A 12,922-nucleotide genomic window follows, 5' to 3' on the forward strand; every position below is an offset into this window, starting at 1 on the left:
AAATCCCGTTAACGGGTTCGGTACTCGTTAACAAGTCCAAGCCACCGTTACGAGAACCGCGCCGTTACTTAACAGGTACAACCGTTACCGAATCTAGACCGAACGCTAAACCGAATTCGGTAGTTGATACGGAGGGCGAACCGAATGAGTAACCGAATCACTCACCGAACCGTTAACCAAACGGAAAACCGAACAGACCGAATTGATACCAAACTAAGCACCGAACAAATCGACCTGCTGCTTTGGTTAGCTAATGGTAATTCGGTCGACCTTTGTACTGAAGTTTGCCCTGACCTCGGAACAGTGGCCGAATTGGAAGGATTTGCCGGTCATTTTTTAAAGCGCACTATCTACCGCCTTAAACGGGAAGGACTCACCCAAGAACGGGATCTATTCGTAACGGGGTTACGCTGGACATCACTCACACTAAACAGCAAAGGTCGACAGCTCGCTGAACAGTTGGAGGGACAAACTTATGCCTGAAGTCCATCCAGACGATCCTAAATGGCTTAACGGCCAACTTAACGGGCTGCCTGATGCGTTCAAAAAGCGCATTATGGAAGAGTATGTAAAGCAGCCAACCCGACAAGCATCGAACCTGAGTATTATCAATGTTCGCGAAGCGATAGCGGAGATCCTTGGCAAGGATGGACACGTTTACACCATTAACGTGGAAGACCGAGATCACCGCCTAATAGCTAGGAAGCGCGCCCGTAATTGCTTAACCCTGTTTAATGGAACCAATAGGCAACTGATACCCGCTTACCACGCAATCACCCACTTTATTACTGCGCTCAACATCGCGCCCAAGCCACTCAATAAAGATGTTCGGGAAGCGTTAGCCACTGGAACCCTTAACGAGATGCAGGCGTTAAAGGTGCGTGGTGTTATTAACCGCGCTATGGATGAACGTTGGTGGCAACAGAAACTTGCCGTGCAACATGGCCGCCAGATTGAAAGCATCGCTCGCCGCCTAAACTTGGTTAACAAGCAACGCGGCATCTATATCAGCGATGTATCTAAAGCGTTGTACGACAACCAGCGCTGGCATACGCAAAACTTCCTGCAAGAAACCATCGCCACCAATGAAGACGGTTACAGCAAAAGCCTTGCTGAACTCTCTAGCCTCAACGTATCGAATCCCAAAATCCGCCACGCTGAGTTAATGGTCAGAATGCGCGGCTTTGAAGAATATGCAGAGAGTAACCAATACGCTGCCCTATTCCTTACCATGACTTGCCCGTCCAAATATCACCGAGCTTTTTCAAAATCAGGTGCGGCCAATCCAACGTGGGAAGGTGCAACGCCGCTGGATGGACAAAAATACCTTTGCAGCACATTTGCCAGAATCCGCGCAGAAATGAAACGGCAAGCCATTGCCACATTCGGCTTTCGTGTTGCCGAACCAAATCATGACGGCACACCGCACTGGCACTTGTTACTATTCCTCAAATCTGAACAGCAACAAGCCTTGATAGACATCTTTCAACACTATTGCTTTGAAGAAGACGGCGATGAAAAAGGCGCAGCAGAGCATAGATTTACTGTAAAGCACATCGACCCAAACAAAGGATCAGCTACGGGCTATATTGCCAAATACATCTCTAAGAATATTGATGGTGAAGGCATAGATGAAGATAGCTATGGCGAAGATGCAAAAACGTCTGCTATTCGCGTTCGTGCGTGGGCATCCTGTTGGGGTATTCGCCAGTTTCAACAAATCGGCGGTGCGGGCGTAACACCGTGGCGCGAGTTACGCCGTTTAAAAGCGATTTCAGAAAATGGCCTAGAATGGATTGAAGAAATCCGCCAAGCAGCAGACCAAAGCGATTGGCAGCGTTACACCGAGCTGATGGGCGGCGTGTTCTGTAAGCGTGATGAACAAACCATTCGCCCGTTATACCAACAGCAACAAATCAACAAGCAAAATCCTGAATCCATTCCGGAAAATCCCGCAATGGATTGCTGCAATCCTGCAATAAGCACGGGAATCAGCCCTGAAATGACTCAGGAATCATCCAGCAATCCCGTTACTGAAATCCAGCAATCAATCCAGAAACATGCAGTAATGAGCAGTTCCAATGCCGAAAACGTGCAGCTAACAATTCCCGAAAATTTCGGCAATTTGCAACAATGCAAAACCAACCGCTACGGCGATGAAATACTAACTAGAATCAAAGGAATCGTGAGCTTTGGGGTTGAAGTGGTCACCCGCGCCCATGAATGGACACTATCGCGGTCAGTCGGCACCGACCGCTCTTACTTGGAGTTCTGTCAATAAGTGTACTAATGAAGAATATATTATTGATTTTAAGTTTGTATTCTGAAAAACTTAAAAAGTTTCACAAAAACATTGATTTTTAAACCGAAAAAATTGTGAACTTCATCAAATTTCAAGAGGTCTTACCGTGGAAAAAATTATTGCATCAGAAATTCCTCCCAATGGCCTAGATAGTGAACTCATAGATATAATAGAAAGAAATGTTTGTCGACTTCAACTACAAGAATCAATCCTTTATTATGGCTTTCCTGTATTCAAAGATTATGACAATATTTCTATAAAGTCTAAGTTTTGCATCCTATCAAAAAAACACGGAATTATATTATTAGAAACTGCAACCAACAATAATATCAACGAAAAAGACCAGAATCTCAGCCAGCTATTTAATATTTTAGATTCCACTCTTAAAAAGAGCAAAAAGCTCAGGGTTAAAAAAAGAGATATCGCGATTGGACTAGAAAGCTATATTTATACAAATGATAATAAATTCGATACTATCGACTTAGAAAATGATTGTATAAATTCTCATGCTGAGTTATTAGAAACCATTTCTGACTTGGCGACTGATGCAATAAATGATGATTTATTTGATGAATGCCGCTCAATTATTGAGGGGGCAAAAGCACTTACGAAATATTCAAAAAGAACAAAACAATCTGATGACCCGACAACCAAATTAAATATTTTAATCGCCCTAGAAGAAGAAATTCAAAATTTTGATGAAGACCAGAGAAAGATAGCAATAAGTTTAATTAATGGCCCGCAGAGAATTAGAGGTTTAGCGGGCTCAGGAAAAACGGTTGTCCTTGCTATGAAGGCTGCCCATATACACCTGCAGCATCCAGAAAAGAAAATATTATTTACTTTCTATACAAAAAGTCTTTACGGGTTAATAAGAGATTCCATTTCAAACTTCTATAGACATTTTAGTGGCCACGAACCAAATTGGGATTATATAGACGTGTTACATTCATGGGGCGGAAGAACTATCGATGGAGTGTACTACAATGCATGCTCTGATAATTCAATATTACCCATGAGCTTTTCAGAGGCGAAAATTTCAAAGCCTAGCGATCCATTTAGTGCTGTATGCAAAAAAATAGAAAATAAAGAAATTAACCAAAAATACGATTATATTTTGATAGATGAAGCACAAGACTTACCTAATGAGTTTTTCCATATATGCTATAAATTAGCAATAGGCGAGTCTGGCGAGAGTAAAAATATAGTTTGGGCTTATGACGATCTTCAATCTATATTCAATGTTTATCAAAGAACCCCTACAGAGCTTTTTGGTAAAGATGAAAAAAATGAGCCAAAAGTCGATCTAGAAAAATTCAAATTGAATTTAAGGTTCAACCAAAGTAATGACCTTGTTTTATATAAATGTTACAGAAACCCTCTAGAGGTATTAGTAACAGCACATGCCCTTGGATTTGGAATATATTCTGACAAACCTGTTCAAATGTTAGAGAACAGAGAACATTGGGAAGATGTAGGTTACAGTGTTGAAGAGAACTTAGAATTAGAGGTTGGTAGTCAAACCATCATAAAAAGGGATGTTTCCAATAGTCCGCTATCAATTTACCAATATCAATCAAAAACAGACATTATACAGTATGAAAAATTTGGAAACATAGATGATGAATGTAGATGGATTACAAATAATATTGAAAAACTAATTAACGAAGGAATAAAGCAACATGATATTTTAGTTATTTGTTTAGATGATAGATATGCAAAAAGATATTTTTCAAGAATATCAACTAATTTAGCCTATAAATCTATAAGATCTAATAATTTATTAATTTCAAGCTCTGCTGCACCTCCATTTTTATTAGATGAAATGGTAACACTTTCAACTGTTCATAGAGCTAAAGGTAACGAAGCTGCGGTGGTGTTTTGTGCAGGTATAGATGCTTTATATTTTCAAAGAAATATTCGTAGTGGAAGAAATAAAATATTTACAGCATTTACAAGAACTAAAGCTTGGCTCAAAGTGTCTGGAGTAGGTAACGCCGCCCAATTTTTCTTCGATGAAATTGAAACGAGTTTACACAATTCACCTAGTCTAATATTCAATGTACCGGATAAAAAAGAAATAGAAACGATTCAGAGAGATCTGAATAGTAAACCACAAGAATTGAGAAAGTTGCAAAAGCTATATAACGACCTACTTGAGAAAGGTTTTACCGAAGAAGAAATTCAAATGGAGTTAGATTTAACAAAGGGAGAGTTTTGATTTGTTAGCTAAATTTAATCAAAATATCATGAAATGTATAACACTGGCTAATGAGCGTAATATACTTGCCCAAGCAGGTTCAACTACATCTCTAAAATCATCTCCAAGATTTTTAGCAACATCTAGAGAAGCTACGTCATACAGGCAGTTATATGATGCAGGATTAGAAACTCAGAATTTTAATTTAATGTTATACGATCAATCTTTTTTTCAATTTGCAATTGTGAGTTCCGAAGAAAACTTATCAGTAAGGTTAGCCTATTACCCAAATCCTTACATATTCATAGAGCACATAAATGAAAAAAATGATGCTCTTTCATTATTAGATATTGGAGAGCTTACTCATGAAGAATATGAACAGTTAATATCAGAAAGTACATGTTATTCCGAAATACCTATTATTAGATATGATCTATCAACAGAACAATATTGTGAAAATTACCATCCTACAGCCCACTTTCACATTGGCTTTAATTCAGAAAGTCGCTGGCCAGTCAGAAGAGTACTTTCTCCTTTAGCATTTTTTCTAAACATAATTAAGAACTATTACATAGATATCTGGATTAAAGCTGAAGTTAGTAAAACCCCTTTGAAAACGAATTAGAAACCATTTACAAAAAGAAGTTTTAGATTGTTTAATTTTAGATGAAGAATATTTCAAACCAACTGATGAGCAGAGACTTTACTTCACCTAAAATTAAAAATAAACATCAAAATATATTGCCACCTTTTAATAAAGCCAAAGAGTTGAAGGCAAAATATTAAAAAACCACACAACCACAATGATAGATAGAATAAAATATGAATTTAGGAACACAAAAAATATCAAATATATTAAAATCTTTTATATCAGGAATGATATTAACATTTTTCACAAGAAGAACATTAAAAGAACATTTAAAAACTCTTTTATTTATTTTAACTGCTTCATTTATATTTGTATTTTGCATTTCACTTACGTACCACTACAAACTAGAGAATAGTGATGGCATAATTTTAAAGATAGAAAACTACCTTTTTGATAAATTACTAGGATATTTATCAATAGAAAAATTTTTATTTATAATATCAACAATAGCGATATCATTTTTTGCTTTTTTTGTCGTGACTGGCTAGTTAAAAACCAAAAAGCTAGGACAAAAATATCAAGCGAAATTTTGACAGAAGAACTTGAAAGAAACTCAAAAGCCGTCATAACAACTTTGACAAACTTTTTAAGCACCATTTTAAAAATATTTATGTGCCTGACATTATCTTTTTATATTTTTTCAAAAATAGGAAGTAGCAGACTAATAGAAGAAACTCACATTTCTAATTTCCAACACACTCTTTTATATACTTTCTCATTTTTCTTGCTTGATGTTATTTTATTTTTACTTCAAAAATACCTTTTAACAAAAATAGATAGTGATTTAAACAGGGTAAATGTTAGTTAATTTTTCAAAAAGCTCAACCCTTTCACATTTAGAGAGCAGATTAACTTCTCTAACTAACCTATCGACCTTCGACTCATGCTGCGCAGCACCCAACAGTTGCGCAGTAGTGATACCTAACTCATGCCTCACCTGCTCAATATCCAAGTGGGCATATGTACTGGCAGTAATGCTGATATCGCTGTGGCCTAACAGCTTACTGGTGGTTTGAATGTTGCCGCCGCGCATCACGCTCCAACTGGCGATAGTGCGGCGAAGATCATGGATGGTGACACTCTCACCTCTCCCCTCGCCGCGTAAGCCCGCCTTTTCGGTAATGCGATGCCAGAAGCTCCGTTCGCCTGAGCGTTCGGTGACATGGCCGACTTTGGTAAGTAAAGAGGGGAAGACATATTTCTGCCCTGCTTCAGCATTGGCACTGCGGCGCTGGAGAATTTCCATTGCTTCTTTAGTGAGTGGCACAGCATGCGCTTTTTGGCTTTCATCTTCGATGTGGGGATCAACCAGATGCCACGCTGATGATCGATCTCGCGCCATTCCATGCTAAGCACACAGCTTTTACGTTGCCCGGTGAGCAACAGCATCATCACGATATCGCGGTGAATTTCGGGTTCATCTTCCAAGGCGGCAAGTAAGCGCCGCACTTCATCTTGATTGAGTATGCGCTCGCGTTTGGTTTCGGTGAGCTTTTTGATATGGGTAAACGGATTGTGGCTTTGCCCTGCATACATCGACTTGAGCAAGGTAAGACATTTATTGCGCACCGCTGCCGAGCTTTTTACCAACACCTTTTTGAGTAGGTTTTCTGCCGAGCTAACATCTATGGCCGTAACCTGTAAGCGGCCTATTGGCGCTTTTAGATGGTTTGCCCATGTTGAGCGGGCATCTTGCAGCGACTTAATGCGGCGTTCGCCAATCTTAATCTTGATTTGAAATTCGGCTTCCCATGCATCAAACAGTTGTTGCACAGTCATGGCAAGCGCGGCTTGCCGCTCTAGTTCCTCTTTTGCAAGGCGCTTAGCTTCATTGGGGTTTTCACCTTGCGAAAACTGGTAAGCAATCTGCTTCGCCATACGCCGCGCGTTCTCAATAGTCACATTAGGAAACTCGCCAATCGTGACGGATGTGTCTCCCTAAGTGTTTACGGCGAAAACGAAAAACCTTTTTCCTGACGGCATAACCTCTAAAATCAGACCGTTAACTGATTCTCTATGGCCTAAATCAGCAATTCGATAACGTTTTTGGTCGATTTTTAGCTGTTCGAAACAACGTTTTGTGAAGCTATTTTCAGTTATCATAATAACTTAACCCCAAATTCTGTGCCGCCTATGTGCCGCCTTAGGGGTTAATTTAGCATAAATTTGGTTAAAATACAGACAAGTCAATTTTGACTATCTATATGAAAAATATAGATTAGTTAATTTTGGTTAAGGCGGGTTAAACTTCAGGTTATCTCCTGTGGGGAGACCAGTCAGCAATGCCACAATGTAATAGACGTACCAATAAAGGCTAATAAATGACTGAACTATTCCAAGCTAACTTCAATATCATAAAGCAGCGTTGGCCAGAGGCTGCGGAAATTCTTCAACACCAACAGATTGAGAATATTGACGCAGCCTTGGTTAGTGGTGCCAACCAAACTATCAGCGTAAATGGCATTCAATTAAGTAGCCGCCATAATCGATTAGCAGAAACACAGCTGTTTCTCAGCACTTTACCGGCATCAGCAACCCAGGCCACTATGTACGGTTTTGGTATGGGAGACGTACCGTATATTGCGTTAGATGAAGCCAGATTGAGCAAGCTTACGATCTGTATTCTTAATCCGGCGATTTTTGCCCTGGTCTTAAGCTACACCGACCATACCCCATGGCTGCAACATCCAGGCGTAGAACTGGACTTACAGCCTTCGCAGATGCAGCTAAAGACACCTTATATTGCCATAACACCGGATTTGGAATTGGTGTCAGATGACAATGCTAGGCTGCGGGATTTGTTACAGTACGAACTCAACCGAGAACATGCTAATCGCAGACATAGAGCAGATGACCCCGCCATCATCGAGCGTTTTGAGGCCAATAAAGAAGCTTTCGAGCAAGATCCAGATGTCATGGCGTTAACGTCACGCTTTACTCAAGACAAAGCTATTGTCATCGCTTCTGGACCATCTTTAGAAGAACATTATGAAAAACTGGCTGAGATCAGCATTCGCTCACAACATCCCATTATTGTAGCGGTAGACACCGCGCTACACGGACTGCTACACCACGGGATAAAACCTGATATTGTAGTCGCTATCGACGGTCTTATATCGGAATACCATCTGCCGTTACAACAGACGGCAGGTATTAGCCTCGTCTACCAACCGAGGTTAAGGCCAGAAATTATCCAGCAATGGCAAGGCCCCCGATATAACGCATTGGGTCATAGTCATCTCTATGATAAACAAGCAGAAAAATACCCTGAAAAAACCAGGCTTTACACCAATGGCAGTGTACTGCACCCAGCAGTAGATCTTGCAATTAAACTGGGATGTAAGGAAATAACCTTATGTGGTGCAGATTTTTGTTTTTGCAATAATAAATCACATGCTTTCTGGCAAGATTTTGCGGCTACATCCAGCGATGAACAGACTAAAGCCTGGGCAACTAATCTACAAAAATCAGTTAATGAAAGCGGTCACTGGGTCGTCAATGGTGTTGGTGAAAAAGTGGCAACATCACTCAACCTATGCGCCTATCTGCGAAACCTTGAAAACTATATTTCAAAAGTGAGCCACGTTAAATTTTACCGTTCCAGCCTCGCTGGTGCCGATATTCTTGGCACTCAATTCAAGGAGCTCTGATGTCAGATATTTGCCAATTATTTATTGAAACGGCCAACACTTTCCGTATTGGTCAGGAAGTAAAAGCATCTGAAATGTTTGGTAAATGCATTGACCAATTACAGCTCGCGCTACAGAAACCGTCGTTAGCCAAGCAGCTAATGCCATTGATGCCGATGCTATTAAATGCTCAGGAAAACAGAGACTGGTTGGGGTTAGCAGACACCATTGAATATGAGGTTCTGCCAATATTTTCAAAGGTGTAAACTAACAAACTATCAGGAATTGTATCGCCGTGCCGATAACAAGGCTGTAGCAATTTTAAGGATACCAGCGTCATGAGTCAGCCCCATTTTATCGCCGAAGTTTCCAGCAATCACCACCGTGATTTGGCGCGTTGTATTGAATTTATCAAAGCGGCGGCCGATATCGGGTGCGATTCGGTGAAATTTCAATTGTTTAAAATCGATGAACTTTTTGCTCCGGAAATTCTCAGTAGAAGTGAAATGCACCGCAAACGCAAAGAGTGGGAACTACCGGTTTCCTTTCTACCTGAGCTGAAACAAGCCTGTGATCAGTACCAAATCCAATTTTCTTGCACACCATTTTATCTGCAAGCAGTTGCCGAGCTAAAACCTTACGTAGACTTTTATAAAATCGCTTCATACGAACTGTTATGGGATGAACTGCTAATTACCTGTGCAGCAACCGGATTACCGGTAGTTATTTCTACAGGCATGGCCACGATTGATGAGATAGACCACGCTGTTATGGTACTGAAAAATGCAGGATGTAACGACATTACGCTACTACATTGCGTGTCAGCTTATCCAACACCAGAGAACGAGTGCAACTTGGCAGTACTGGGAACGTTCCGCGAACGTTACAAGGTCAAGGTTGGTTGGTCGGATCATTCGGTATCGAGCGCTGTCATTAACCGGGCCGTACATCACTGGCAAGCAGATTGCATTGAATTCCATATAGATTTAGATAAAACCGGAGCAGAATACGCAGCCGGACACTGTTGGTTACCACAACAGATGGCACCCGTTATTGCCGCAGCCAAACGTAGCACCATCATCGACGGCTCGGGTAATAAACAATTTGTACCCAGCGAAGCCGATGATCGTGACTGGCGCGCCGATCCTAGCGATGGTTTAAGACCTATGAGAACCATCAGAAATGACTTTAATCCAAACAAGTAAACGAAATTTTATCGTTAATTAAGAGCTAGTATTATGGTAATAAACACTCAGAGCATCGCATCCAAGATACGCAAAGATATTATTTGGTCCATCTATCATGCTCGCTCAGGTCATCCTGGTGGCTCTTTATCGTGTGTAGACATTGTCACAGTGCTCTTCCACCAGCAAATGTCTGGGCCATCACTATCAGAATCTGTAGAAAAAGATGATGTTTTTATTATGTCAAAAGGTCACGCGGCACCTACGCTCTATGCTGCGGCAGCAAGTAAAAATATACTGTCACATGAATCACTTAAGACACTACGTAAAATTAATTCTCCTCTGCAAGGGCACCCTGATGTAGCACAAACACCATGGGTACACGTGAGTACTGGCTCGTTAGGTCAAGGTGTATCCGTTGCCACAGGAATAGCCAAAGGGTTCAAACTTAAAAGAGTCAACAACAAGTATATGCGCTGCTTGGAGATGGTGAATTGCAGGAAGGACAAGTTTGGGAAGCCGCAATGTTTGCCGCACAGCATAAGCTCGATAACCTCACCATTATTATTGATTACAACAAACTCCAAAGTGATGCGCGCAATAGTGAGATATGTGGACTTGAACCTTTACTTGATAGGTGGATTGCGTTTGGGTGCGACGTATTAGAAGTCGATGGGCATGATCATTCAGCGCTTAAACAAGCCTTTGAAGTTAAACATACCAATAAACCTAAGGTCATTATTGCTCACACGATTAAGGGAAAAGGGGTCGATTTTATGGAGGATAAGCCTCTATGGCATGGCAGTGTAACACTCTCAACAGAACAATATAACGATGCAATGCGTGCTCTTGGCTGCACAGATGCGGAATTGGAGGCCTACCATAATGTCAAATAATCCTAGTTTAGTCGGACAGCAAGTAAACTCATTACGGGAAGCATTCGGCATTGCATTAACAGAACTTGCTAACACAGATGACAAAATTTTAGTTATGGATGCTGATGTTGCTGGCGGCACCGGTACACACCATTTTAGAAGCGCTTATCCAGAACGTTTTATTCAATGCGGTATAGCCGAACAAAATATGATTAGCGCCGCGGCAGGATTGGCTATTACGGGATTCAAACCCTTCGTTACAACTTTTGCGACATTTATGCTTAGAGGGATTGAACAAATACGGTTATCAGTAGCATATTCAAAAAAATGTGAAATTCGTTGCTAGCCATCCAGGGTTAGATGTTGGCCCAGATGGCGCATCAGCACAGTGTATTGAAGATATGGCCTGTATGAGAGCCATTCCTTCGATGGTTGTACTCTCTCCAGCAGATGCTTATGAAATCACGGCAGCTACCAAAGTACTAGCAAACTACAACGGCCCAGCTTACATGAGAAGTGGTCGCAGCCCTTGTCCAAACGTATTTGCTGAAGAACCCCACTTTGAAATAGGTAAAGGTTACGTACTACATGAGGGTTGTGATATCACCATTATCAGTTGTGGAGTGATGACACACAGGGCACTATCGGCAGCAAAGGCATTAGAGAGGAAAGTAAGTGTGAGAGTATTACACATGCCTTCAATCAAACCGATAGATCGCGAAAAAATTATTGATGCTTGTCAGGAAACCAAAGCCATTATCACATGCGAGGATCACTCCATTATTGGAGGGTTGGGCTCAGCCGTTGCTGAAGTCATCGCAGAGAGTGCAACTGCTACTCCGTTGTACCGCATGGGCCTACAAGACGTTATTGGTCGTTCTGGCGAACCGGATGAATTAGCAACCTTTTATGGACTGAATACTGAAAGTATTGTCCAAAAGGTCATTGCCATTAATAAGGAAACAAACCATGACTAGCCATGTTGTCCTAATTACTGGAGCGACAGGTGGTGTCGGAAAGGCCTTGAGCTATTGCTTTGCAACCAAAGGGTATCTGGTGGCAATTGGTTACCATAGCAATAAACAGCAGGCTGAAAATCTAGCTGCTGAATTAAATGCTAAAGGTTATCAAACGTTGGCCATTAATATCGATTATCGTTCAAGAAACACCATCCAACAGTCGCTACTAGCAATTGAAAATTACTTTGGTAGTAAGGTATCAATCTTGATTAATAATGGTGCGATTGCGCAAGAGAAGCCGTTTGCCACTATCACAGACAGTGACTGGCAAACAATGCTTGATATCAATCTCCAAGGACCTTTCCGAGCGACACAAGAAGTGTTGCCCTTTATGCAACAGCAGCATTGGGGAAGAATTATCAACATCACAAGTATTGGCGGACAATGGGGAGGATTTAATCAGGTGCATTATGCGGCATCAAAAGCAGCTTTAATTAACTTCACTCAATCTATCGCCAAAATATATTCTGCGGACGGCATTGCGAGCATGGCGGTGGCGATTGGATTAGTTGCAACAGATATGTCAGCAAATGAGCTAGCAACAGAGGCAGGAAAAGAAAAAGTACGAAATATACCTGCTCGCAGATTAGCGGCTGCTGAAGAGATTGCGATTCAAGTCGAAAATTTATGCCAAGATAATGCGTTTTATTTGACTGGACAGACCCTTAACATGAACGGCGGGATGTATTTTGGATAATATAGCAATGATCGATAGAACCAGTTTTGTAGGATGTGAAGCCCAGTCACTGATCACATATAAGTGGGATATAACTGGAATTGGTGAATTAGACATATCCTTTGGAATTTGCCCAGAAACTGGTTTAGTATTGCAGACTCATACAGTAGCTCCTAGTGTGATGGAGCATTATTATAAATTTATAGCCACATATGTTGCGCCAGGAAGGAACGGCGCACCTAGTCTAGCAAAAATTAAAGACTTAAATAGGCTAGTTTCCATAATAAAGGCTACCTGTGAGAAATTCCCTAAACATGTGCTCCAATTTGGTAGTTCCGATGGGTATACACTGTCACAATTCAAAAAAATGGAAGTACCAACGTTTTAG

General features: G+C 41.0%; 13 protein-coding genes and 3 pseudogenes. 14 read left to right on the forward strand and 2 right to left on the reverse strand.

Going from position 1 to position 12,922, the window contains the following annotated elements; all coding sequences use genetic code 11:
* Window positions 1-144: 144 nt before the first annotated feature.
* The 5 genes from KHX94_RS03255 (at window position 145) to KHX94_RS03275 (ending at window position 5,639) form a co-directional block, all read left to right on the forward strand.
* On the forward strand, window positions 145-483 hold the full coding sequence (locus KHX94_RS03255) for a hypothetical protein (protein ID WP_244859305.1): 339 nt from the start codon (window positions 145-147) through the stop codon (window positions 481-483).
* On the forward strand, window positions 476-2,281 hold the full coding sequence (locus KHX94_RS03260) for a replication endonuclease (protein ID WP_213682350.1): 1,806 nt from the start codon (window positions 476-478) through the stop codon (window positions 2,279-2,281). Before KHX94_RS03255 ends, KHX94_RS03260 begins: the two co-directional genes overlap by 8 nt.
* A gap of 127 nt (window positions 2,282-2,408) precedes the next feature.
* Window positions 2,409-4,523: a DEAD/DEAH box helicase gene (locus KHX94_RS03265; RefSeq protein ID WP_213682351.1), complete on the forward strand. Its 2,115-nt coding sequence runs from the start codon at window positions 2,409-2,411 to the stop codon at window positions 4,521-4,523.
* Window position 4,524: 1 nt separating this feature from the next.
* The gene (locus tag KHX94_RS03270; RefSeq protein WP_213682352.1) at window positions 4,525-5,127 is read left to right on the forward strand and encodes a DUF2290 domain-containing protein; all 603 of its coding nucleotides are present in this window, start codon (window positions 4,525-4,527) and stop codon (window positions 5,125-5,127) included.
* Between the two features lie 197 nt (window positions 5,128-5,324).
* Window positions 5,325-5,639 (forward strand): hypothetical protein, encoded by a 315-nt coding sequence (locus KHX94_RS03275; RefSeq protein WP_213682353.1) that lies wholly within the window; start codon window positions 5,325-5,327, stop codon window positions 5,637-5,639.
* Between the two features lie 296 nt (window positions 5,640-5,935).
* Here KHX94_RS03275 and KHX94_RS20110 read toward each other — a convergent pair whose 3' ends face one another.
* Together KHX94_RS20110 and KHX94_RS20115 are read right to left on the reverse strand one after the other, a co-directional pair.
* Entirely contained in the window at window positions 5,936-6,493 is a 558-nt protein-coding gene (locus tag KHX94_RS20110; RefSeq protein ID WP_342345803.1) for a tyrosine-type recombinase/integrase, read from the reverse strand.
* Window positions 6,487-7,029: pseudogene (locus tag KHX94_RS20115) on the reverse strand (tyrosine-type recombinase/integrase); the annotation flags it as partial. The gene KHX94_RS20110 and the pseudogene KHX94_RS20115, both read right to left, overlap by 7 nt.
* Window positions 7,030-7,472: 443 nt before the next feature.
* On the opposite strand from KHX94_RS20115, the gene KHX94_RS03285 reads away from it, so the two are divergent.
* The 9 genes and pseudogenes from KHX94_RS03285 to KHX94_RS03320 all read left to right on the forward strand — a co-directional run bounded on the left by KHX94_RS03285 (window position 7,473) and on the right by KHX94_RS03320 (window position 12,922).
* Complete coding sequence (locus tag KHX94_RS03285; protein WP_213682354.1) at window positions 7,473-8,801, forward strand: motility associated factor glycosyltransferase family protein; 1,329 nt, start codon at window positions 7,473-7,475, stop codon at window positions 8,799-8,801.
* Window positions 8,801-9,046, forward strand: coding sequence for a hypothetical protein (locus KHX94_RS03290; protein WP_213682355.1), 246 nt, complete (start codon window positions 8,801-8,803; stop codon window positions 9,044-9,046). Before KHX94_RS03285 ends, KHX94_RS03290 begins: the two co-directional genes overlap by 1 nt.
* A gap of 72 nt (window positions 9,047-9,118) precedes the next feature.
* Window positions 9,119-9,985 (forward strand): N-acetylneuraminate synthase family protein, encoded by an 867-nt coding sequence (locus KHX94_RS03295; RefSeq protein WP_213682356.1) that lies wholly within the window; start codon window positions 9,119-9,121, stop codon window positions 9,983-9,985.
* 33 nt (window positions 9,986-10,018) lie between these two features.
* A pseudogene (locus KHX94_RS21675) lies at window positions 10,019-10,396 on the forward strand (hypothetical protein); the annotation flags it as partial.
* A 38-nt stretch (window positions 10,397-10,434) separates the two neighbouring features.
* Window positions 10,435-10,860, forward strand: a pseudogene (locus KHX94_RS20940) (transketolase); the annotation flags it as partial.
* Window positions 10,850-11,185 (forward strand): transketolase family protein, encoded by a 336-nt coding sequence (locus tag KHX94_RS03305; protein ID WP_213682358.1) that lies wholly within the window; start codon window positions 10,850-10,852, stop codon window positions 11,183-11,185. The pseudogene KHX94_RS20940 and the gene KHX94_RS03305, both read left to right, overlap by 11 nt.
* Window positions 11,169-11,816 (forward strand): transketolase family protein, encoded by a 648-nt coding sequence (locus KHX94_RS20945; protein WP_213682359.1) that lies wholly within the window; start codon window positions 11,169-11,171, stop codon window positions 11,814-11,816. Before KHX94_RS03305 ends, KHX94_RS20945 begins: the two co-directional genes overlap by 17 nt.
* Window positions 11,809-12,555 carry an SDR family NAD(P)-dependent oxidoreductase gene (locus tag KHX94_RS03315; protein WP_213682360.1) on the forward strand — a complete coding sequence of 249 codons (747 nt, stop codon included), beginning with the start codon at window positions 11,809-11,811 and terminating at the stop codon, window positions 12,553-12,555. Before KHX94_RS20945 ends, KHX94_RS03315 begins: the two co-directional genes overlap by 8 nt.
* Window positions 12,548-12,922 (forward strand): hypothetical protein, encoded by a 375-nt coding sequence (locus KHX94_RS03320; protein ID WP_213682361.1) that lies wholly within the window; start codon window positions 12,548-12,550, stop codon window positions 12,920-12,922. The genes KHX94_RS03315 and KHX94_RS03320 overlap by 8 nt, the downstream gene beginning before the upstream one ends.

This window comes from Shewanella dokdonensis, assembly GCF_018394335.1.
Lineage (GTDB): Bacteria > Pseudomonadota > Gammaproteobacteria > Enterobacterales > Shewanellaceae > Shewanella > Shewanella dokdonensis.